This is a genomic window from Marinobacter sp. 2_MG-2023 (assembly GCF_030546935.1).
Taxonomy (GTDB): domain Bacteria; phylum Pseudomonadota; class Gammaproteobacteria; order Pseudomonadales; family Oleiphilaceae; genus Marinobacter.
The window spans coordinates 336892-359018 of sequence record NZ_JAUOPH010000004.1 but is presented as its reverse complement, the minus strand read 5'-3'; the positions used below and the strand labels follow the sequence as shown (position 1 = coordinate 359018).

23 protein-coding genes and 1 pseudogene are annotated in these 22127 nt (G+C 54.6%); 12 read left to right on the top strand and 12 right to left on the bottom strand.

What is annotated here, in order from left to right; all coding sequences use genetic code 11:
- Positions 1 to 24: 24 nt before the first annotated feature.
- Genes Q4501_RS12245 through Q4501_RS12235 form a run of 3 tightly spaced genes read left to right on the top strand, consistent with a single transcriptional unit; the run spans position 25 to position 2539 of the window.
- Positions 25 to 948 (top strand): M14 family metallocarboxypeptidase, encoded by a 924-nt coding sequence (locus Q4501_RS12245; protein WP_303596524.1) that lies wholly within the window; start codon positions 25 to 27, stop codon positions 946 to 948.
- A 13-nt stretch (positions 949 to 961) separates the two neighbouring features.
- The gene (locus Q4501_RS12240; protein WP_303596523.1) at positions 962 to 1723 is read left to right on the top strand and encodes a metallophosphoesterase family protein; all 762 of its coding nucleotides are present in this window, start codon (positions 962 to 964) and stop codon (positions 1721 to 1723) included.
- A gap of 27 nt (positions 1724 to 1750) precedes the next feature.
- Positions 1751 to 2539 (top strand): hypothetical protein, encoded by a 789-nt coding sequence (locus tag Q4501_RS12235; protein ID WP_303596521.1) that lies wholly within the window; start codon positions 1751 to 1753, stop codon positions 2537 to 2539.
- Between the two features lie 117 nt (positions 2540 to 2656).
- Here Q4501_RS12235 and hmpA read toward each other — a convergent pair whose 3' ends face one another.
- Positions 2657 to 3844: an NO-inducible flavohemoprotein gene (hmpA, locus tag Q4501_RS12230; protein ID WP_303596519.1), complete on the bottom strand. Its 1188-nt coding sequence runs from the start codon at positions 3842 to 3844 to the stop codon at positions 2657 to 2659.
- A gap of 168 nt (positions 3845 to 4012) precedes the next feature.
- On the opposite strand from hmpA, the gene Q4501_RS12225 reads away from it, so the two are divergent.
- Positions 4013 to 4321 (top strand): antibiotic biosynthesis monooxygenase, encoded by a 309-nt coding sequence (locus Q4501_RS12225; RefSeq protein ID WP_303596517.1) that lies wholly within the window; start codon positions 4013 to 4015, stop codon positions 4319 to 4321.
- Between the two features lie 24 nt (positions 4322 to 4345).
- Here the strand turns inward: Q4501_RS12225 and Q4501_RS12220 are convergent, their stop codons facing one another.
- Positions 4346 to 5248 carry an alpha/beta fold hydrolase gene (locus Q4501_RS12220; protein WP_303596516.1) on the bottom strand — a complete coding sequence of 301 codons (903 nt, stop codon included), beginning with the start codon at positions 5246 to 5248 and terminating at the stop codon, positions 4346 to 4348.
- Between the two features lie 110 nt (positions 5249 to 5358).
- Between Q4501_RS12220 and Q4501_RS12215 the strand changes: the two genes are divergently transcribed.
- Positions 5359 to 6363 (top strand): GlxA family transcriptional regulator, encoded by a 1005-nt coding sequence (locus tag Q4501_RS12215; RefSeq protein WP_303596515.1) that lies wholly within the window; start codon positions 5359 to 5361, stop codon positions 6361 to 6363.
- Between the two features lie 4 nt (positions 6364 to 6367).
- Positions 6368 to 6544, top strand: a pseudogene (locus Q4501_RS12210) (antibiotic biosynthesis monooxygenase); the annotation flags it as partial.
- 6 nt (positions 6545 to 6550) lie between these two features.
- On the opposite strand, the gene Q4501_RS12205 reads toward Q4501_RS12210, so the two are convergent.
- Positions 6551 to 7246 carry a response regulator gene (locus Q4501_RS12205; RefSeq protein ID WP_303596514.1) on the bottom strand — a complete coding sequence of 232 codons (696 nt, stop codon included), beginning with the start codon at positions 7244 to 7246 and terminating at the stop codon, positions 6551 to 6553.
- Positions 7225 to 8871 carry a sensor histidine kinase gene (locus tag Q4501_RS12200; RefSeq protein WP_303596513.1) on the bottom strand — a complete coding sequence of 549 codons (1647 nt, stop codon included), beginning with the start codon at positions 8869 to 8871 and terminating at the stop codon, positions 7225 to 7227. The genes Q4501_RS12205 and Q4501_RS12200 overlap by 22 nt, the downstream gene beginning before the upstream one ends.
- Before the next feature lie 182 nt (positions 8872 to 9053).
- Here Q4501_RS12200 and Q4501_RS12195 point away from each other — a divergent pair, with 182 nt between their 5' ends.
- From Q4501_RS12195 to Q4501_RS12175, 5 genes are all read left to right on the top strand, one after another.
- Positions 9054 to 10031: a tripartite tricarboxylate transporter substrate binding protein gene (locus Q4501_RS12195; RefSeq protein ID WP_303596512.1), complete on the top strand. Its 978-nt coding sequence runs from the start codon at positions 9054 to 9056 to the stop codon at positions 10029 to 10031.
- A complete protein-coding gene (locus Q4501_RS12190) occupies positions 10028 to 10474 on the top strand; it encodes a tripartite tricarboxylate transporter TctB family protein (protein ID WP_303596511.1) in 447 nt (148 codons plus the stop codon). The genes Q4501_RS12195 and Q4501_RS12190 overlap by 4 nt, the downstream gene beginning before the upstream one ends.
- Before the next feature lie 2 nt (positions 10475 to 10476).
- On the top strand, positions 10477 to 12003 hold the full coding sequence (locus Q4501_RS12185; protein ID WP_303596510.1) for a tripartite tricarboxylate transporter permease: 1527 nt from the start codon (positions 10477 to 10479) through the stop codon (positions 12001 to 12003).
- Positions 12004 to 12117: 114 nt separating this feature from the next.
- Positions 12118 to 12942 (top strand): sulfite exporter TauE/SafE family protein, encoded by an 825-nt coding sequence (locus Q4501_RS12180; RefSeq protein WP_303596509.1) that lies wholly within the window; start codon positions 12118 to 12120, stop codon positions 12940 to 12942.
- Between the two features lie 75 nt (positions 12943 to 13017).
- Positions 13018 to 13851, top strand: a complete 834-nt coding sequence (locus Q4501_RS12175; RefSeq protein WP_303596508.1) for a mechanosensitive ion channel family protein — start codon at positions 13018 to 13020, stop codon at positions 13849 to 13851.
- Between the two features lie 61 nt (positions 13852 to 13912).
- Here Q4501_RS12175 and Q4501_RS12170 read toward each other — a convergent pair whose 3' ends face one another.
- The 8 genes from Q4501_RS12170 to Q4501_RS12135 form a co-directional block, all read right to left on the bottom strand.
- On the bottom strand, positions 13913 to 14158 hold the full coding sequence (locus Q4501_RS12170) for a hypothetical protein (RefSeq protein WP_303596507.1): 246 nt from the start codon (positions 14156 to 14158) through the stop codon (positions 13913 to 13915).
- A 240-nt stretch (positions 14159 to 14398) separates the two neighbouring features.
- Positions 14399 to 14998: a DUF2894 domain-containing protein gene (locus Q4501_RS12165; protein ID WP_303596506.1), complete on the bottom strand. Its 600-nt coding sequence runs from the start codon at positions 14996 to 14998 to the stop codon at positions 14399 to 14401.
- A complete protein-coding gene (locus tag Q4501_RS12160; protein ID WP_303596505.1) occupies positions 14995 to 15645 on the bottom strand; it encodes an OmpA family protein in 651 nt (216 codons plus the stop codon). The genes Q4501_RS12165 and Q4501_RS12160 overlap by 4 nt, the downstream gene beginning before the upstream one ends.
- Entirely contained in the window at positions 15645 to 17636 is a 1992-nt protein-coding gene (locus Q4501_RS12155; RefSeq protein ID WP_303596504.1) for a DUF802 domain-containing protein, read from the bottom strand. The genes Q4501_RS12160 and Q4501_RS12155 overlap by 1 nt, the downstream gene beginning before the upstream one ends.
- Positions 17633 to 18337 carry a DUF3348 family protein gene (locus Q4501_RS12150; RefSeq protein ID WP_303596503.1) on the bottom strand — a complete coding sequence of 235 codons (705 nt, stop codon included), beginning with the start codon at positions 18335 to 18337 and terminating at the stop codon, positions 17633 to 17635. Before Q4501_RS12150 ends, Q4501_RS12155 begins: the two co-directional genes overlap by 4 nt.
- A 171-nt stretch (positions 18338 to 18508) precedes the next feature.
- Positions 18509 to 19246 (bottom strand): glutathione peroxidase, encoded by a 738-nt coding sequence (locus tag Q4501_RS12145; protein ID WP_303596502.1) that lies wholly within the window; start codon positions 19244 to 19246, stop codon positions 18509 to 18511.
- Between the two features lie 77 nt (positions 19247 to 19323).
- Positions 19324 to 20130 (bottom strand): YihY/virulence factor BrkB family protein, encoded by an 807-nt coding sequence (locus Q4501_RS12140; RefSeq protein ID WP_303596501.1) that lies wholly within the window; start codon positions 20128 to 20130, stop codon positions 19324 to 19326.
- A 16-nt stretch (positions 20131 to 20146) separates the two neighbouring features.
- On the bottom strand, positions 20147 to 20347 hold the full coding sequence (locus Q4501_RS12135; protein ID WP_303596500.1) for a PLDc N-terminal domain-containing protein: 201 nt from the start codon (positions 20345 to 20347) through the stop codon (positions 20147 to 20149).
- A 226-nt stretch (positions 20348 to 20573) separates the two neighbouring features.
- Between Q4501_RS12135 and Q4501_RS12130 the strand changes: the two genes are divergently transcribed.
- Positions 20574 to 22115, top strand: coding sequence for a hypothetical protein (locus tag Q4501_RS12130; RefSeq protein ID WP_303596499.1), 1542 nt, complete (start codon positions 20574 to 20576; stop codon positions 22113 to 22115).
- Positions 22116 to 22127 lie beyond the last annotated feature (12 nt).

The following is a 22127-nucleotide window of genomic DNA, read 5'->3' as shown; positions in this document are numbered from 1 at the left end:
GAAAGCATTCCGGAGAAAATCAAGATGAGCACGGTTACCGCATTCTACCCAATCGGTACGCCTGGCATTCCCTGGGGCGAGGTAGAACGCGCCGAGTGGGTTTCGCGACAGACTCGGCAGCGCAGCTACGAGTCAGAAGTGCTGAGCGTGATCGAGCGCCTGCGCTCGCGCTTTGACGTGGAAGAGTATGGGCGGCTGGATTATGGTCCGGATACTTACCCGCTGATGGCGATCCGCAGCCGCGACTGGCGTGACGATCTTCCGGTCGTGCTGATAACAGGCGGAGTGCACGGCTATGAAACCAGTGGTGTGCACGGCGCATTGCAGTTCGTCGGTCAGCGTGCAGAGGATTACGCCGGGCGCGTCAACTTGCTGGTTGCGCCCTGTGTTAGCCCCTGGGCATACGAGCGCATCCACCGCTGGAACCCGAACGCCGTCGACCCGAATCGCTCATTTCGGGATGACAGCCCGGCAGAGGAAGCGGCGGCACTGATGCGGCTTGTTGCGCCCGTTCGTGATCGTGTGCTGATGCATATGGACCTGCACGAAACTACCGATACGGATGAAAGCGAGTTTAGACCCGCACTGGCAGCTCTCGAAGGAAAGCCATTCGAGCCAGGTGAGATTCCCGATGGCTTTTATCTGGTCGACGACAGCGAAAACCCTCATTCTGAATTTCAGCAGAAGGTGATTGAGGCGGTGGAGCAGGTCACTCATATTGCCCCTGCTGACGACAATGGGGAGATCCTTGGTTCACCTATGGCCGCCCGTGGCGTTATCCAGTACCCGCTCAAGCAGCTGGGCCTGTGTGCCAGTGTGACCAGTGCACCCTATAGAACGACGACGGAGGTTTATCCCGACAGCCCCCGTGCGACCCCCGAGCAATGCAACGCTGCGCAGGTTGCCGCGGTGTGCGCCGGGATCGACTACGCTCTGGCACATCAATAAAGGAGGTAACATTGTGCGTTTGCGAATATTGTCAGATTTACACATCGAGACTTTTCGGGAAGGTCGAGAGCTGCCGGACGTAGCCGCAGATGTGGTTATCCTTGCCGGAGACATTCACCGCACAACGGAGGGTCTTGCCTGGGCAGCGGAGCGGTTTGTCGGGCAGGAGATTATTTACGTTGCCGGTAACCACGAGTTCTACGGAACAAGTATGCCCGAGGCCCGCCAGGCAATGCGTGCCGAAGCCCGGCGGTTGGGAATTCATCTGCTTGATAACGATACGGTGAATATTGGCGGCGTGCGCTTTCATGGCACCACCTTATGGACAGATTTTAGTCTGTATGACGGCCAGCCTGACCAGGATCCGTTGCAGACGGAACGGCGCGCGCTCGCGTATATGCCTGATTTCCGCATTATCGAACAACCAACGGGTGAGGTGTTTACCACGGCAGAAAGCCAGAAGCTGCACGCAGAAGCCATTGCATGGCTGGAGGCGCAGCTGAGCGAACCCTGTTCGGGACCGCAAGTGGTCATCAGCCATCATGCGCCTTTGCCGGAATGCATTCCGCCAAAATACCAGGGCGATTCATTGTCACCGGCGTTCGCCTCGAATTTGCGGTCGCTGATGGGGAAGATGGATCTGTGGGTTCACGGCCATGTTCATGAGCCTGTTGATCTGCAGGTTGAAGGCACTCGCGTGTTCGCCAACCCGGGTGCCTATCCGAAAGAATACGTGCCACCGCTGTTTGTTGCAGACAGAATTATTGAGGTTTGAGTCATCGCCTACCTAAAACAACTCTTCATGATTTTCGCCGCTGGCTGGATTTCGGTCGCCAGCGCCGATGAAGGTTGTCTGGCGTCAGCACAGTCGGATCTGGAACGTCTCTACTGTGAGGTTGTAGAGCGCGGTGGAGGTGCAGGCCTGCCTTCTATGGTGGATTTCAAACGTAATGATCCAAAGGTGCAGGCGCTGTTGTTGCGCCAGCCAGCCAAACGTCTGAGCCTGACATTGCCCGAGGTTTCGGCCACCCCTGAACCTGGGTCTAAACCTGAATTGGCCACGTCGCAGCGAGAACCCGCGAAAGAATCCCGCTCTGAACCGTCGGTTACCCGGGGCTTGGCGGGTTGCCTGTTGAGGGGCGAGTTTATACAGTGCCCGAAAGTCACCTATGAGCTGGAAGGCAATCGCTCACTTGCATCACTGGACGACGGCGTGCTGGAGCCTCGCAACCGTCTCGGAATAGTGCCTTTTGATGGCGGACGAAACGATGATGAAGCCGTGCGGTCTTATCTCTCGGCCGCCTATGATCGTTACATCCTCAAAATGCTGGCTATTGGCCTTGGCGCAAACACCATGAGTTTCACGGCGTTTCACAACGCCTTTCAAACCCTTGAAAACAGTGACGTGGATTTTTCCAAGCGTATGGGGCAGACCTACGAGCTGCTCAAACAGGATCGAAAAACTCTGGGCGTGAAGGCCCGCTACCACGATGAGCTGCCAGAAAACCTGTCTATGTGTGAGACCGTCGATCGCGATGTCATCGTCTGCGACAACGTCGGGATAAACTGGGTCTTTGTCCGGGCGAATTAATTTCCCCCGGCGATTCCGCTGCATGGCTGGCTCTGGGAGGCCGTGGCAAAGGGTACGGTGGGATGAGCAGGCAGCAAAGCATTCCATCTTACAATCCTGCCTGGTTTCTTTATGGCATCAATGGGTTGAAGGGATCTCCGTGGTTGGCCCGAACACTTCGTAGTGCAATTGATCGTCGGTGAATCCGATGCTGTTAAGTATGCTCTTAAGGGCGGCCATAAAGGGCATAGGGCCACAGAAGTAAACGTGGGCAGTTTTGTCGGTCAGCCATGTATTGAGAATGTCAGCGGATAAGTACCCAACCCAGTCCGCACCTTCGCCAAACTCAAATGCAAGCCTAAGATCCAGCCCTGTTGATGCTGTCAGCTCTGCCAGCTCCTTGCGGAAGATCTGATGCTCGGCACTGCGGCAGCAGTCAATAAATTGTAGGTTGTCGCCTGGGATGCCAGATGCCAGCGCTTCTTTCAACATACTGAACAGCGGAGTGATGCCAACGCCACCGGAGATAAATACATGCTTCGGAATGTTTTTGTTCAGCATGAATTGCCCATTGGGCGCGCTCAGTTCAACTGTATCACCGACCGCACATTGATGGAGTTGTTGCGATGCTGCTCCGTGAGTTTCGGCTTTGACCGAAATCCGGTAGTAATCCTCTGTGCCCCAGGATGATAGTGAATACTGGCGGATCTCATCATAGCTGTCACCGGTTCCGGTCAGCTTGATGCCAAGATACTGGCCGCCGGAATAGGCGCAAATAGCGCCACCATCGGTTGGTTTGAAGTAAAACGATTTAACTTCCGGTGTTTCCTCAACAATTTGCTCAATGGTAAAGGAGCGAAATCCGCGCCAGCCCCCTGGTTGAGTTTCTTTTTCGCTATACATGCTTTCTTCAGTAGCGGTAAAAATCTGTGCCAGCACGTTGTAGGCCTCCTCCCATGCGATGAGTGCTTTGTGATTGTCTGGCAACTGCAACACATCCCGAATGGCTGCGATCAGGTTTTCCCCTACAATCGGGTAGTGCTTGGGCTCAACGCCAATGCTGGCATGTTTGCTGGCGATTCGCTGCACTGCGGGAACCAGTACTTCAATCTGGTCGATGTTATTGGCGTAGGCAAAAACGGCATCTGCCAAAGCGGATGATTGACCACCGCCACCGCTGCGTTGATTGGCCATGTTGAATATATGCTGCAGGTCGGGGTTGTTGGCGAACAGCCTTCTATAAAACTCTTTGGTGATGGCTTGGCCATTTTCGGCCAGTAGAGGCACCGTCGATTTAACGGTAGCAATGGTATATTCAGAGAGCATGTGGTCACCTTTAACAAGTATTTCGAATGAATGTTAAATGCTATAAGGTGGTCTGATCCGTAGTCAAGGTAGCTGCTTGATAGAGGACAAGCTAGCTAGTAGCTTCAGTACTGAGGCCTTTGAAAAGGCATGGTTTGTGGATTACCCCTACCGACAGTGGAGGCAGGTATGAAATACATCTTCGAAGTACATATCAAAGAGGGCTATACCGCCGAGGACTACGCCGATGCCTGGGTGCGTGCAAGTAAGTTGATTCAGCGTGCACCGGGCGCGAGGGGAACCGAATTGCACCGCAAGATCGGTGATCCGGATGCGCTTATAGCGATTGCCCACTGGGACAGCAAAGCCAGCCGGGATGCGATGGAGGCGCAACACAGCAGCGACGTGGCTGAGATTATCCGCAGTGCGGCGCCTTTTTGTGAAATCCGGCCTCTTGGTGAGTTTGATGAGCCGGAATGGGTGGTGCAACCGTCATAGATGAGATAAAGCGGTCATGTTCAATCAAGCAACCGTGTCGACCACCGGCCTGCCCAGATCCTGAAGAACGGTTTCAATTACCAGTGGGCTCCAAAGCAGCCGGTAATGCCCCAGGCCACGGGTGCGCAGTACCTGTGCGGCTTGCCAGTTGGTAGAGACTCTTTCACTTTCATTTGGGGCAATCGACATATCGTCGTGGTCAATGACGATCATGCCACGCTGCTTAAGTGACAGGGATAGTGCCTCCAGATCCAGCTTCTCCCAAACCGAATCCCCGAAACGCTCTTCCATTAGCCGAAGATGGACGTCGAGAACATCCTGGCGTAACCCAAGTTGCTGCCCCAGATTGTCCATCACAGCCGCTACGCTGAGTGGGGGCGCAAGCATGACCAAGTGCTGGGAATGAAGACCGTCCTTAATTGCTCTTGCAGCCGCTATGCAGCCCATGGAATGCGCCAATATCCCGTGGACCAGGCCAACATGGTCAGCCACCTTCGTTGTGACCTCGGCTATCTCAAACAGGTCGGTACTGCTGCCCTGGGCGCGCCCATGGGCTATTGCGTCGAACAGCACCACGCGATAGCCGGCTTCTACCAAAGGATTCACCCAGGCACCAAACTGGATGCCTGCGCCGGCCCAGCCATGAACACCCAGAATAACGGGCCCCTTCCCCCAAGAATACACCGGAATGCTGTGGGCACCATGTTGGAGCCGGGTATAACTGTCGGCAGTGTCCAACAGGTATTCATAGCGTATAGGCAATGGCAGGCGTGATGGCCGGAATGCCATGCGATTTACCAGTTGACCTGCTTTCTGCGGGGCCACGCGAGCGTAAAGCTGCAAAGCCAGTCGGGTGGCTGAAAGACCAGCACGGCGAGGTGTGGACTGTTGAGTAATCGAAGGTTGGGTGTTCAGTGGTGAGTTCATAGTGAAAGTCCTTCTTCCTGCTCTGGTTGTTTACAGCTTCAGGTTAGGGCTTGCGGGCGATGAGCAGGAGTGTCATATTTGACATATAAAATGCGAAAAGGGCCAGGTTCATGTTCAACGTCGCGATTGTTGCTTTACCATACTGCCACGCCTCTGGTGTGCACGGCGTAATGGATTTCTTTTCCGTAGCCAATTACTGCAGCAACCAATCGGGGGCGCAGAGTGCTCCGCTCTTCGACTGCCAGATCGTCACCGTGGATGACAAACCAGTGCGCGGCTACAGCGGTGCCGTGATCACGCCGACCATCCAGCGGAGAGACTTTCAGGCAGATTTGATTGTGATGGGGTCCTCGGTAGAAGCGGCCGTTGGTGCAGATCGTCTGGATCAAACCCTGGCGCCGGCAATTCCGCTGCATGGCTGGCTCAGGGACGCCGTGGCAAAGGGTACGGTGGTTGCGAGTGTCTGCACCGGCAGTTTTGTGTTGGCGGAGGCCGGTTTGCTTGACGATCAAGTGGCGACTACTCACTGGCGAGCAGCCTCACTGTTCCGCAGCCGTTATCCTCATATCCGCATGGATGCGGATCAGTTGCTGGTGGATAACGGCCAGATCATCTGTGCCGGTGGTGCTTCGGCGTTTGTGGACTTATGTGTTCATCTGGTGGAAAGATTTGCCTCGCCTGCGGTTGCTCTTGCCTGCAGTAAAATGCTGGTGCTGGACGGTCGCCGAATAGAGCAGACGCCCTATATGGCGTTATACAGCCAGAAGGCTCATCAGGATGATGCCATCCGCAAGGCACAAACCTGGCTTGAAGAGCATTATGCCGACCCCGTGACCATCGATGAAGTTGCTGCTGTTGCTGGTCTTGGCGCCCGTACTTTCAAACGCCGCTTCAAGGAGGCCACTGGCGAAACGCCCATTGGTTACCTGCAACACCTGCGGGTCGAGGGAGCCAAGCATTTGCTGGAATCCAGTCGTGAACAGACTGCTCGCATTATCTGGAGTGTGGGTTATGAAGATGCCAGTTCGTTCCGGCGCCTTTTCAAAAGGATAGCGGGCTGCACCATGGAGCAGTACCGCAAGCGCTTCAGTTATGTATCGCCATCTGCGGCTTAGTTGCTCGCTTGTGCATCGCAAAATCCTTATAGCCATTGCCCACTGGGACAGCAAAGCCAGCCGGGATGCGATGTAGGCGCAACACAGCAGCGACGTGGCTGAGATTATCCGCAGTGCGGCGCCTTTTTGTGAAATCCGGGCTCTTGGTGAGGTTGACGATCCGGAATGGGTGGTTAATCCTTGGTACTCAGGTCGGGAGACCCTGCATCCGGTAGCGCCGCTCTGGCCGGCCAACGCTGCCGTAACTAACCTCGGCCACCAGAGTTCCGGTGCCTGTCATGTATTCCAGATAACGCCTGGCGGTGGTGCGTGATGCACCCATGGCGCCGCCCACTTCTTCTGCACTCCAGGGTTTGCCATCAGCGATCAATTCGCGGATCTTGTCGAGGGTAATAACGTCGATTCCCTTTGGCAGTCTATGCTGGGTGTCGCTGCCCGTTTCGCCGGCGTTGCGCGGGAGCAGGGCGTCTACTTCGTCCTGGCCCAGGTGTTTCAGTGCCGATAGGCGCGCAAGGTGGTCACAGTAGCGGGTTATGGCCTCTTCCAGGCGCTCGAACACCAGAGGCTTCAGGATATAGTCGAACACCCCGCCGCGCAGGGCAGTGCGTAGCGTGTCCACTTCTTTGGCGGCGGTAATTAGGATTACATCGCTGCTGTTGTCACTGGCGCGCAGTTCGCGCAGTAAATCCAGGCCGCTGCCGTCGGGGAAATACACATCCAGAAGGATCAGGTCGGGCTGCAGCACCTCGGCCTGTTCCCGGGCGTCTGCCAGGGTGTGTGCGATGCCGCACAGTTCCACCTGCCCCAGGCGTTCAATAAAGCGGCGCTGAATTTCTGCAATCTGGCGGTCGTCTTCGGCGATCAGCAGTCGGATGGGGGGCACGGTTGGCTCCTGCCTGTGGGTTCTTTGGGTAAGTATAAGGTAAAGCGGCTGCCGCCTGCTTCGCCCAGATTCTCCACGGTTACTGAACCGCCCCAGCTGTCGAGGAACTGGCGCACCAGGTGAAGCCCAAAACCGTGTTCGTTACCGGCTTTGCTGGTCACACCCTTTTCAAAGATGCGGTTTTGTACCTCCGGTGCCACGCCCGGCCCCTGATCTTCCACTTCAAAAATCAGCTCCTGGCCGAGGTCGGTCATAGACAAATGCACCCGGCCGTTTGCACCTGTGTGGCGGCGGGTGGCTTCCAGTGCATTATCAATCAGGTTGCCCAACACGCTCACCAACTGATCCCGTGGCAGGTTATCAGGCAGGTCGGCCATCTGGCTGCCTGGGTCTATGTCGAGATGCAGGCCCATTTCCCGCGCCCGGTTGTGTTTGCCCAGCAGGCAACCTGCAATGATGGGGTCTGGCACCGCTTCAAGCAGCAGGTGTATCAGCGCCTGATGGCTGATCACCTCGTTACCGATTAGCTTCAGCGCATCCTTATAAGCGCCCAGTTGAATCAGCCCCGCAATGGTATGGAGTTTATTGGAGTATTCATGGGTCTGGCTGCGCAGAGTGTCGGCGTATTGCTGGATGTGCGTGAGCTGCTGGCTGACCTGGTCCAGCTCGTTGCGCAGTCGAAAACTGGCCACCACGCCAATAATCTCGTTGCCCTGGCGCATCGGTAGCCGGTTCACCACCATCTGGCGGTTGCGCAGCCACACTTCGCGATCGAAATCCGGCGTACCTGTGGTCAGAACCGACATCAGGTCGCTCTCCGGTAATACTTCCAGAATCGGTCGCCCCGCAATGGGGGTATCTGGGCTGAGCTCCAGAGTTGTCAGGGCGGCACGGTTTACCGTAGTGATAATGCCGTGACGATTGATGGCAATAATGCCCTCACGTATCGATTGTAGAGTAGCATCGCGTTCCTGAAAGAGCCCCGCGATTTCTTCCGGTTCCAGACCAAAAATAGCGCGCTTGAACCGACCGGCGATGACCACCGCGGCCAGAATACTAACCAGCAAGACCACGCCCAGAACGCCGTACAGCACAAAGTTGTAGCGCTGCACCGTTGCTTCTACCTGCCCTACGCTGTATCCCACCGACACAATGCCGATAATCTCGCCGCTGGAGGGCTCGAACACGGGCGCTTTACCGCGCATGGATTCGCCCAGATTGCCTACCGCACGGGCCACATAACCCTCTCCCTCCTCCAGCGCGCGGCGGCCAAAGTCGCCGTCGTCGTCCGCCATGGAGTGTCCGATGCGATCGGGTGAGGGGTGGGCCAGGCGAATAGCTTTGTGGTCGCCAATCACGATGAACAAGGCTTCGTTGGTGACAGCCATTGTATGGGTAAGCGTGTTGAGAGACTCGACGTCCTTCTGCTGTATGCCCTGAATAATTGCGGGGCTGGCGGCAACGGTTTTGGCCACCATCAGCGCACGCTGGCCAATTTCGCTGTATAGGGATTCGCTAAGGTAATAACCGGCAAATACCCCGATAAACGCTGTTTGCAGTGCGCTCACCAGGCCCAGGGTGAGAATCATGCGGGTTTTGAGTTTGGTGCGTCGTTTAACAGGCATAAGGCTCTTAAGAATCGTCCATCAATGGAATGGGTAAAGGGTAGGACACCGTTGGCGGGTTTGCTCGTGAACTTTATGCACAAAAAGCACAGTAGTTTTTTTAAACGCGTTACGCCCGCAAACTTCAGGAACTACGCATTGCCTTTTACTCTGAGTGCTCAAACAACAAAGAGGTAATGTGTATGTTTATTAAAAGAACAATCGCATTTGCGGCAGTAGCCGCCTTCAGTATGTCTGCCATGGCCTGGCAACCCAGCGGAAAAGTCGAGTGCCTGGCGCCAGCCGATCCAGGCGGCGGCTGGGATTTTACCTGCCGCAGTGTCGGCAACGTGATGCAAACCCTTGATCTGGTCGATGGAACGGTGCAAACCGTTAACATGGCCGGCGCAGGCGGCGGTGTGGCATATGCTCACACGGTCAGCAAGCGTAAAAACGACGATAAACTGATCGTCGCAGCGTCTACCGCCACCACCACGCGGTTGGCACAGAAGCAGTTTCCCGGTATGGACGCCTCCATGGTGAAGTGGATCGGTGCACTGGGTGCAGACTACGGCATCATTGCTGTAGGCAAAGACTCCAAATATGAAAACCTGAATCAACTGATGGACGCGCTGAAAGCGAACCCGCGTTCGGTCAAATTCGCCGGCGGCAGTGCCCGTGGCGGCTGGGATCACCTCAAAGTCCTTATTGCCGCAAAGGCTGCAGGCGCTGAAAAACTACCATCCATTCCTTACCTGTCATACAACAACGGCGGCGAAGCCATGACCCAGGTCGTGGGTGGCCAGGTGGACGCCTTTACCGGTGATGTGTCAGAGGCTACCGGCTTTATGGAATCCGGCGATTTGCGCGTGCTGGCGGTACTGTCAGAGGAGCGCCTGCCGGGTAAATTCGGCGATATCCCTACTGCCCGTGAGCAGGGTATTGATGCGCTTGGCCCTAACTGGCGTGGCTTTTACATGCCAAAAGACACTTCAGCAGACGCTCAGCAGTATTGGGTAAAGGCAATCGACACCCTCTACGCCAGTGAAGAGTGGAAAGCCGTCATGAAAAGTAACGGTCTGATTCCGTTCCATCCCAAAGCTGGTGAGTTTGAGGCCTTCGTGACCAATCAGGTGCAGGAGATCGAAGACCTGTCCCGGGAAATAGGGCTGCTGAAATGACTGGTATGGGTGATCGTATTCTTGGGCTATTCCTGCTGGTGTTGGCGGTTGCCTACGGCTGGGTAGCTCAACAATGGCCAGAGCCCTTCGGCGGTACCGAGGGGGTGGGGCCAGAAACCTTTCCGACCATGTTGGCGGTCGTACTGGTGGTGGGTAGCTTGTACCTGATGATAAAGCCAGATGCAGACGCTCAGTGGCCAGTAGGGAAATCGGCTCTTGAACTGCTGATATCAATCGTTGTGCTGGTGGTTTATGCACTTCTGCTGGAGCCTCTGGGCTTTATTATTTCTACCACCCTGGCCGTTGGTGCTTTGAGTTGGCGTATGGGTGCACCGGTAACCAACTCGTTTGTAACTGGCCTGATCAGCGCTGTTGTGGTGTTTGGACTGTTTAATTATGGGCTGTCCTTAAGCTTGCCCAATGGCTTGTTGGGGGGCTTTTAATCATGGAAACCATAGGCTTTCTGATGGAAGGGTTTGCGGTGGCGTTGACACCGTACAACTTGATGTTTGCGCTGTTCGGTGCCTTTGTGGGTACTTTGATTGGCTGTCTGCCAGGCCTGGGCCCGGCGAATGGCGTTGCCATTCTGATTCCGCTGGCTTTTACCCTGGGGTTGCCGCCTGAAACCGCGATGATTCTGCTCACATCGGTTTACGCTGGCGCCATGTACGGCGGTCGGATCTCGTCGATTCTGCTGAATATTCCGGGCGACGAGCCTGCCATGATGACTTGCCTCGATGGCTATCCCATGGCACAAAAAGGCCGGGCGGCGGATGCTTTGGCAATCTCGGCAATTGCGTCCTTCGCGGGCAGCCTGATTGGCACCATAGGGCTGATTATGCTGGCGCCCGTGTTGGCGCGTTTTGCGCTGACGTTCGGGCCGGCGGAATATTTCGCGCTGTTTTTGCTGGCCTTCGCCACCCTGGGTGGTATTACCGGCAAAAATCCGATGAAAACGGTCATTGCTGCAACGCTGGGCATCATGATTTCCACCGTAGGGATCGACATATCCACCGGCACCCAGCGATACACCGGCGGTGTGTTGGAGCTGTACGAGGGCATCGATTTCATTCTGGCGATTGTTGGTCTGTTTGCCATATCCGAGCTGCTGTTTTTTGTTGAATCACGCATGGGCAAAGGCCGCAGCAAAGTGGAAGTGGGTAAGCTGACACTGAGTTTTAAAGAGGTCGTAACGACAATTCCGACCCAGCTGCGTGGTGGTTTGTTAGGCTTTGTGGCTGGTGTTTTACCGGGCGCCGGTGCGTCTTTGGGCAGCTTTATCAGCTATACCCTGGAAAAGTCGGTACTGGGCAAAAAAGGTCGCTTTGGTGAAGGTGATATCCGTGGTGTTGTGGCACCGGAAGCGGGCAATAACGGTGCTGCGTCAGGTGCTTTGGTGCCGATGCTGACTCTGGGTGTGCCTGGTAGTGGCACCACAGCGGTACTGCTGGCTATGCTGATCTCCCTGAATATCACGCCAGGCCCCCTGATGTTCACACAGAATGCCGACATCGTATGGGGCGTGATTGCTGCGCTGCTGATCGGTAACGTACTTCTGCTGGTGCTGAATATTCCGATGATCGGGGTGTTTGTGCGGCTGCTGTCCGTGCCGCCTATGTACCTGTTGCCCATTGTGACCATGGTGGCGTTTGTAGGGATTTACTCCATCAGCCACAGTACCTTCGATCTGTACTTCATGATCGTCTTCGGGGTTGGCGGGTTTATTCTGCGCAAGCTCGAGATTCCCATGGTACCCATTATTCTGGGTCTGCTTCTGGGGCCGGAAATGGAGAAAAATCTGGGCCACGCATTGATCCTGTCTGATGGTGACTGGTCAACGCTCTGGTCAAGCCCTCTGGCCATTGGGCTGTGGCTGGTAGCCGGTCTTGGCCTGGTGTTGCCGACTCTATTCGGGCCGATATTGCGCCGACGCATGCGCACCGCCATCAAGGAGGGGCCGGTGAGCGATTAAGTGGCAGATAAGCCGCTTTAGCAGAGATATAAAGAAATTTGCACCGGGCTTTGCCCGGTGTTTTTTTTGGAAAACCGTTACAATTGAGAAAATTTTTCCCCTGTTCAGGAAGTTATGTCAGACCTTTCCGTAATTCAATACGCCCTGATCGCACTCATTTTCATCTGGAGTGGTTTTGTGCGCTCCGGTCTGGGCTTTGGAGGGGCGGTGCTGTCTCTGCCTTTCCTGCTACTGGTGAAGGACGACCCGCTGGTCTTTCTGCCCATTATTGCAGTGCATCTGTTGGTGTTTTCATCACTGACGATCTGGACGAACAATCGCCGTAGTTCAGCGAATAAAGATAGCCAGAGCCGGCAGAAATTGACTGGCTTTGGACCTGATGTTGCCTCTGCTGCGACGGAAGGTACGGTTGACTGGGGTTACCTTTGGCGCATGCTGCGCGTGATGCTGATACCCAAGCTGATTGGTGTGTTTGGACTGTTTACGCTGCCATCGAATGTGTTGAGTGCAATTATTTTCGTGATTGTCGCAATCTACTCGGTGTCCTACATCATTAACCGGCCGTTTCGCAGTAAAAGTAAAAGCGTGGATGTGGCTTTGTTGATGGCTGGCGGCTATATCAGCGGCACCTCGCTGATTGGCGCGCCGCTGATTATTGCCGTTGCGGCACAGCACCTGGCGCGGGAAAAACTGCGCGACACGCTGTTTGGTCTCTGGTTCATTCTGGTACTTATCAAACTGGCAGCGTTCATCTGGGTGGGGCTTGATCTGCAACTGATTCATCACCTGTGGTTGCTACCCTGCGCAGCCATAGGCCATGTGATCGGGTTGCGCTTTCATGAACGCATTCTGAAAGCTGAAACACCAGTGTTTTTCCGCCTGCTGGGCATAGTGCTGTTGGTGGTCAGCAGCGTGGGCATGGTTAGCGTGTTGCTCTAATGGCCAAGAAATAAATATTGCGCACGCCTGAAGGTTAACTTATTTTAATGAGCTTCAACACATAGGAAGCTCAAGATGATGACGGATTATATCGATCAACTGGATATCAACCAGTACCTCCCCACTGCTCTGGATTGGGCAACCAACATTCTGTTAGCTCTGGTTATTCTCATAATTGGTTTCTGGGTTGCCGGCAAGGCTTACAAGTCTGTTGTCCGTATCTCTGCGAGTTACGACCAACTGGACGATACCCTGTTCAAGTTCTTTGGCAGCGTTGTGCGCTATACCATTCTGGCTTTTGTGGGTATCGCAGTACTGAATCGTTTTGGCGTCCAGACGGCTTCCATTATTGCCCTGCTCGGTGCTGCCGGCCTTGCCATAGGGTTGGCGTTGCAGGGCACGCTTTCCAATCTCGCTGCTGGTGTAATGCTATTGATATTCCGCCCATACAAGGTTGGTGATTTTATCGATGCGGCCGGTAAATTCGGAAATGTCAGGGAAGTGGATATGTTCACCACCATCCTGCAAACCTTCGACAATCAGCAGATTATTATTCCCAACAGTCAGATTTGGGGGCAGCAGATTACCAACCATTCTCACCACCCTGTGCGGGGTGTGGATATGCATTTTGGTATCGCTTACAACGAAAGCATTGATGAAGCCCGAAAGGTAATCGACAGCGTACTGGCGAACCACCCCCATATCCTGACCGACCCTGCACCGTTTGTTGAAGTTGAAACCCTGAATAACAGTTCCGTAGACTTTCTGGTCAGGCCTTTTTGCGAGGGTGAGCATTATTTCGATGTGCTGTATTCAGTGCCGGAACAGATCAAGAAGGCTCTCGATGAAGCGGGTATAGAAATTCCGTTCCCTCATCGAAAAGTCATTTTGGTGAATGAAACGAACTAGCTGAAGAATGGGGCAGGGCAGTAATCGGGGATGTTGTTGCCCCGATTACTGCTTTACTTAATCAGAGCTTGCCGAAAGCGGCGTCAAAATCCTTGGCTGCAGCGTCGGTAAAGTCAAAGTTGTTCCTGATATACGCCAGCGTAGCCTTTTCCGTTTCAGTCACGCTGGTGCCATCCTGGGCAGATTTGAAAAGATCAGCCACCTCGTCTTTGGACAAATTACCTTCGCCTTGCCCGGTCGTGTGCTTGCGGGCCAGATCCAGAAGTTCTTTTTCGTATTTTTGACCATCAATCGTTTCATAAGCCATAACAAAGCTAACTCCGTTTAACAGTGATGCCAGACCGCTTGAAATCAGTTGATCTCACGGCGGGTTGAAGGGTGATAGGCGCTACCTTCCAATTGGCCTATCATATTTATACAAGCACAGGGCTTTTGGTTGCGCAAATAATGGAGGGGTATGTATGAAATATATCTTCGAAGTACGGGTGGTGCATCCAGGTGTGTAGCTGGTAGTTTGTTCAGTGTGCCTGCTTGGGATCCATGCAGCCTAACCCTTCCGCCCCAGCCGCTCTAACGCCATCAGTGTATCCGTATAGTTCACAAAGCGTTTCAGATACTCCGGCGACAGCTTCTGCATTTCTGCCAGCGCCCGGCTTACCAGGCGGTGGGCGTTTATCGGGCCGGCGTCTTTGGGGGCGTGTTCGATGGCGTGGCGAATACGCTCCTGTAACGCTTGCTCGCCCCGCCCGGCGTTGGCCCTTGTCATGGCTTTTAATGGCCGACGTTGGGCCGGGCTGGAATCTTCTTGGGCTGCTCCGAAAACCAACTGTTCCAGTGTTGAGCTGGGTTGGGTCGCAGGAATATTTGGCGACTGGTTCAGCCTTTCCAGAAGATCTGACAGAGGTGAGGGGGAGTGTGCTTCATCGGTTTTGGAAGGCTGGGCTGGTGATTCATAGCTGGCCTGATAATCTGAAATAGCCTGCTCCAGCTTCTGCCAATGCCGGGTTTGCTGCAGGCCTTTCGCGCGAAGGCGAAGGGCCAGAGCTTCCAGGTATCGAAAGCGGGACGGGTTCATGTGATCGGCACCGCAGTCTCGGAGAGCTTCCAGCTGCGGGAGCTCGGGCAAAGTCTCAACCGTGGCGGTCATAAGTTCCCGGCTCCGTCGCTTGCGGGCGTTTCGGGGGCCAGGGGCACGGTACTGATCTCCACCCGCCGGTTCCGGGCCCGGGATTCGGCATCCGTATTCGGCACAGCCGGATGGTGCGGGCCAAACGCAGCGGCGAATACCCGGTCGTTGGGTAGGCCAAGCTCCATTAAGGTTCGGGTGACCGTCAGGGCCCGTTGAGCTGACAGGCCCCAGTTGTCCTGGTATCGATTGCCACTGTGCATGGGCAGATCATCGGTAAACCCGCTGATCATCAAGAGCTCTTCGTGCTGAGTCAGATAGGTTTGCAGAGGGGTTATCAGGGCTTCCAGCACGTCCAGGCCGTCTGCCTGTAGCTGATCCGAGTTCAACTCGAACAGCACGTTGCCACTGATACCAATGCGGCCGTTCTGAAAGGTTACCAGGCCTTTGGTCAGTGGGTCTTCCAAGGCCTGTTCAAGCGCAATGCGCCGCTGCTCCTCGGCTTCCCGCTTGGCTTTTTCATCTTCCAGAGACTGGCTGAGTTCTACCTGAACTCCGATGACCCAAACCAGTATCAGCACCAGGATACCCACCAGTGCGGCCATCAGGTCTGAGAAAATCGCCCAGATGGGGGTGGACTGTTGTTCGCCATCTTCAAGGTATTCCATCAGCTGGCTCCAGCGGTCTCATCGCGGCTGGAGATCAAGGCCGCAGCAGCATCAATCACGTCTTTCTGGGAAGAAACCGAGAGGTCGATCACTTCACGGGCCTGGGCAACGTAATAGGCCAGTTGCTCATCGTGACGGCTGCCGGCGCTATCCAGTGCTTTCTGAATGTTGGTCAGGCTCTCCTGCAACTGGGTATTGGAAGTGCTGAACAGCTCCACAGCGGCAAGGAACGACTCGCTGAGGGCGCCCACTTCCTGGCTGCTACCGATGATGTCTTCACCCAGTTTGCCTAGCTGCTGGCTTTGCTCCTGGATCAGTGTATTGAAGCGTTCGCTGATGCCTGTGAGGGTGTCGCCAGCGCCGCTGATCAGGGAGTCCACCGCCTGGCGCTGACTGTCTGCGTTGCTGCGTTGGGATTCGAGGAGGCTATCCAGTTCCTGCACCAGCCGCTGGCGTTCTTCCAGCAGTTCGTTTTCCCGCTCGCTGTTGCGCGCCATTTCACCTTGCAGTCGGGAGATCACCTGTGCTGCGGCCTTCGGAGTTTCCGATGCGGTTTCTATCAGGCGGGTCATGGGGGCTTCCAAGCCGGAGCCCAATTCATTCAGGTGTTTGGCGACAGCAGCTTCCAGGTGAGCCAGTCGGTCATTGGCAGCTTCGCCTCTGACAGCTTCCTGGTCACGCAGCTTGGTGAGCTGCTCGCTGATGCGGTTGATAAGAGCATCCAGGCCTTGTTGCTGGTTTGTGGTGAGCTTTTCGCTTTCTTCCCGGAGACTGGATTGATATTCCTGCAAGCTACTCTGCAGGTTGGTCATCAGCGCTTCGGCGGTTTGCTGCTGTTGCTCTACGCCAGCCTGCCAGAGCTGTGCGGTTTGCTCAGTAGCTTGCTGAACCTGCTCCAACAGGCGCTGTTGTGCCTGCTGCGACGTCTCTTGCAAAGCTTTGTTGTGATCAGCGGAGGCCTGCTGTTGAGCCAGAAGGTTTTGTTGCCAGTTTTCACCCGCATCTCTGGTGATTTTCTGGAAGCTTTCGGCAAGCTCCTCCAGTTGTTGTCGGGTGGTGGAAGACCAGTTTTCATGGAGCTTTCCGGCATTGGCCTGCAGGCTTGTCATGGCTTCAGTGACTATGGGCTCTATGCGCTCCGCACTCAGGCGCGAGCTTGATTCCAATGCGTTCTCCAGGGACCTGGCAACAGAATCCGCCAGAGCCTGGTAGTGGTTGCCAACGGTGCTGTGGAATTCCTGCTGGTTGCGGGTCAGCGACTGCTCAAGTTGCTGGCCCAGCTGTTCCATGCGGGCAGTCATGGACTCCATGGCCGTGGCCATTTGAGGCAGGGCGGCGGCCTGGGATTCAAGTGCTGCGAAGGCTTGCTGGCGCTGGTAGTCCGCCGATAAGTGATGCAGCCGTTGGCGCAGGGTTTTATCCAGTTGGCGGGAAACCTGTAACCGCTCGCGTCGGCTGAGAGTGGATGCCAAACCCAACATAGCCGAAGCTGCAACGCCGGCAATGGAGGTGCCAAACGCCAGGCTCAGCCCGGCAATGGGGGCGGCCAGTGCACCACGAATCACACTAAGGTCTGTACTGCCATCCAGTGCAGACGCAGCACCGCTCAGGGTTACGATCATGCCGGCAAAGGTGCCCAGCAAACCAAGCATCACCAGCAGGCCAACCAGGTAGGGCGTCAACTGAGGACTGGGCAGGGCGGCAAAATGACCATCAATGCGCTTCTGTACAGCAAACTGAACTTGCTCGGGCAGGCCAGAGAGCCAGCCCTCCAGCTGCTCACGGTTTTGCGGAACATCATCAAGCCGCTCTGCGAGCTGCCGGGTGGTGCGGCGAAACCCCGCCAACTCCACAAAACCAAGGGCGTACACCACAGCAATAATAGCTGTAACGGTAAGAGCCAGAAGGTCCGAGCCAAGAAAGCGCTGGCCAATCCAGGCCACCACGGCCAGGCCAATGGCAAAAGCGAAAAAATAGAAAAATCTGCTCATGGCGAATGTGTTACCTCGTTGTGGCAGGCCTCAAGCAATCCCAGCACTGGCTCCAGCCGAACATCCAGTTCAGCAAGTAAAAGATTCTGCGCTTCTTCGCAGTAACTGTGGAGCCAGTCAGCGGGCGTAATACCGGCTTCCTGGGGGATATCAGAGGGGCTCTGGAGTGCCTGGGCCAGTGCCTGGAACCGTTGTTCCAGTACCTTGGGGATATGGGAAAAACACTGGCTGGTGTAACCGGCCATGGCGTGGTCAAACGCTGAGTCCAGCTCTGCCAGCCGGGCCAGGTTCTGGTTGTGCTCTTTCATCACCTTGCGGGTTTTGTCCCGAAGCTGGCGGCTGGCGGCGATAACCCTGCGCTGTAGCGTGGTCCATGCGTTCAGGTAGGGCTCGAACTCCAGGCTATCGATGGGTTCGACTTCGCTACCGTAGCTGCTGATTTTTCGTATCAGTGCCCTGCGAGTGTTGGTCAGTTCCTGAATGACTCGTTCAATAGCTGGCCCCTGGTCCATGCCTGGTTGACGAGTCCGAAACCCGATCGCCGAATCCAGGGCCAGGGTGTCTGATAGCCCGAACAGACGCCCCAACAGTTCACCGCAACAGGGTAGTCGCTCGTCGGCAGTCTGCGCTCCGGGTTGGGCGAGTAGCTGTAGCAGCCTTGGTGGCGAAACCCCGGCAGAGTTTGAGGGTGTGTGAGTCATCAAATAATCGCGCACAGGTTAGGTAGCAAAGAGACTTTTGGTCGTCTTTCGATCTTTCAGGGGCGACTATTCTAAAGGGTAAGGGGTGTGAATGATAATAACTGAGTTGTCAGAAAACTGCGCCTGAACAATATCCGTGCAGGCGCAGCTCAGTTCAGCTCGGTTCGGCGATCAGCGCAAGGCCATCGCGGCTTCGAGTTCATCGGCGCCACCAACCAGTTGACCGTCGATAAACACCTGAGGGGTTGTGCCTTTTCCTGTCACTGCCTGCAGTGTGCTATACGACAGGCCAGCGCCGCCCAGTGTGATTTCTTCATACTTGTAGCCCTTGCTCTGTAGCAGCGTTTTAGCGCGGGTACAGTGTGGGCATCCGGGTTTTGTAAATATGCTGACCCGTGCCGGTAAGGTTACATCCGGCTTCATGTAATGAAGCATTGTGTCGGCGTCTGATACTTCAAACGGGTCGCCAGGCTTGTCTGGCTCAATAAACATCTTTTCAATGGTGCCGTTTTTGACCAGCATGGAATAGCGCCAGCTGCGGTCGCCAAACCCTATGTCACTCTTGTTGACCAGCATGCCCATCCCGCGGGAAAAGTCGCCGTTACCGTCGGGAATAAATTCGATGTTGTCAGCGTGCTGGTCTTCCGCCCACGCCTGCATCACGAACGGATCGTTCACTGAAAGGCAGATTACCCGATCCACACCAAGCTCTTTGAAAACCGGTGCCAGCTCGTTGTATCGCGGCAAATGAGTGCTTGAACAGGTTGGCGTAAACGCGCCCGGCAAGGCGAACAAAACGACTGTTTGATCGTTGAATAACTCGTTGCTGGTTATAGATTTCCACTCGTTATCCTGGCGAATAGGAAACGTAACCTCGGGGACCTTCTTACCTTCTGATGAACTTAACATTTTAAACTCCCTGGAGTTCATGGGTTTCTTTTCGAAAACGAAACTGTATAGCAATCAATCGCCTCAGGACACTGTATTCAGTCCGGGGAAACATACCAAGGCAAGCCCAATCGTTCGCTTCGTTCCAGCTCTGCGATTACCTGGGCACCAAGTAACAGGATAATAGACGCAATTTCCAGGCTGATCAGTATGACAATGATGGTCGCCAGTGAGCCATAGATTGCATTGACGAATGATACGTTGAGAAAGTAATACATCAGCAAAAGGCGGGTAGTTTCCCAGAGAATCGCTGCCACCAGACCACCCACCAAAGCTCTCCGGGGAGAGATGCGCACAATGGGTAAAACCTTATAGATAGAGCTGAACAGCGCAAATACACCCAGGAAACTGATCAGATACAGAGTTAGCCCCGGGGCGTCATACAATGCGTTGATCAGGCTGAATAGGAGCGTCAGGGCAAGCAGACCGGCGCCCAATACCAGGATGAAGGCATAGGGTAGCGCCGCGGACACCCAGAAACTGCGGTGAGGGTTGTCTGGCCGGTGGAAAATGATTGCGATGGAATCTTCCAGCATACGGAAAGCAAACGAACTGAAGAACAACATCACTGGTAAACCGACAATGCCGATGATGTCCCTTGAATCCATGAACGCCCGGACCGCATCCAGCAGCAGGCTCGCGTTGCCGGGGGCAAAGTGCTGCGCCTGTACTGACATAACTTCCAACAGTTGCTCCTCGTCGACCACCCGAGTGAGCAATACCGCCAGCAGAGCAAGCATGGGCACTGCCGACAGCAGAACGTTGTAGCCAACCCCGCCCGCCAGCAATATGCCGTGATTGCGCAGAAAGTTGCGTATCACCCGCTGGGAGAATTGTAGAAACATTCCCGGCACTGGCGAACTACCCTCTGGGGCCGAATAGATACCAGATGATCAGGCCGACAAGAGGGAAGAAAATCAGAACGATAATCCAGAGCACTTTGGCGAGGGTGCTGGCGCTGCTTTTGGTGACGTTAATAATGGCCATAATAACGATGATCAGCCAGATCAGGCTCAACAGGCCACCGAAAACATTTCCTAAACTGCTGAACAAACTATCCATGTAGCTCTCCTGGGGAATATCGGAACCGGGTGATCCCGCTTCGGACAATAGAGGCAAAGGCTGAGCCGTTCAATCGACCCCACTCGCTAATACAAACATAGGGCCGGGGTGTGTGCAAACAAGGCGTAGTGAATGCTCTGTAACAGTTCAGGTGTCGCCGACGTGTTGCATTGGCGGGGCTGTCTGTTATAGATAGAACGATTGAGGTTGGGCTATCGGCATCAACATGCTGTTTGTTGGTTCTGGCGTCGCTCCGGTTTCGGAGTTGCTGGCTGAACGTCAAAAACAGGGGTCAGCGCCAATGAATCGAAGAATAACGACATACCGCACCAACTCCGATCAGCACAAGTTCGCATTCGGCGCAGCGCTGAAGAAACGCTTTCAGTTATTTTTGATCGCTTCTTTCCTGCTGCTTTCCGGCTGCCTGACTGTCTCCGATAATGCAGTCGTATTCCGAGATCATTTATTAAGTGAACATGAGCTTCGCGAGCTATCGGGTGTTTATCTTCTGATCGAGGATAAAGACTACGTCTGGTACTTATCGATTTCAGATTCATTGGGTTCATGGAGCCCGCCATTTACGCCAGCGCCTCCTGGCGAGGCTGGATCTACTGAACCCGCTAAAGCCTTACCGGCAGTTAAATTCAGCTTCCAGACAGGCAATCAAAAAACTGTGACGCATTATTCTGGTGTTGCAGTCTTGTCGTGGGTTCCTGGCACTGAACGTGTATTAGCCACAGTTCCTGCGAAGTCTCTTTCGAAGAGGGATGATCGCACAGGCAAGCTGAAACCTTACCTGAATGGGAACGAGAATGTTGAGAGGAACCTGTTTTTCACACTGGAGCCTGCCCCTGAGGGGTTAACTGTTGGTGCTTTTACGTCAAAAGGGCTCGTACCTGAAAGAGTTGTTTCATCGCCGGAGGTTTTGAGTGACATTTCGAATATGATGAAACAGCCTGAATTTGTTGCTATCAATTTGAAAGACGGTACGTTTCAAGACAATTTTAAGGCACAGTCAATATTAGCTGTGGGGTATGACAGCCAACAGAAAGAGTTAGCTTCTTTGAGTCAGGACCGGGTAGCAAGCCAAGCGGCAACACCGCCCCAGGTTGCTACCACCCTGGTCAGAAAGCCCATAGTAAAACTGGATAATCCTCACGGCTGGTACGAAGTTTCGAGTTCCGGAATAGCCCAGATAACTGTGACCAGGCACAAGCCATCTCTGGGCTATGATTTTGTCAGTATCGTTCACACGTCAGCAGATCCCAGGCTTGCTCGCCGAAATCAGAAAGCCAATAAAGGCACTTGGCACAACAGTCTTGGAAACTGGGTATCGAATGATCATATGCAAGCCGTTAGTGACGCTTGTGGTCGCGAGACCTATGGGGCGACACGGGCGCATTATCTGGAACCGGTTTTTGAGAAAGGGGGCGTGCAAAGACGGGGAATCTACCGGTTCAAGAATCCAAGCAACCAAAGGTTCTGCAGGATAGGGAATTTTAATGGAAGAACCTGCGCGTTTATTTCCTGTGCAAAATGGTCTGACCATCCGGACTACAAACACAGCGCAGGGGCGTATCTGGTGCGGGACCTCGCTGAAGCAAAGAAACTATTCGAAAACATGGAAAGCTGGTCGTACAACAAACATGGTGTAGGGTCGGTTCCGAAACCTTCCTCTCAGCAAAGCGGCAGCGGCGGCTATAGCGCTTCTGAGGATGCAAGACAATCAACTTACGATGCGGCAATCGACCTATGGCTGGATAATTAACACCTTGGCCTC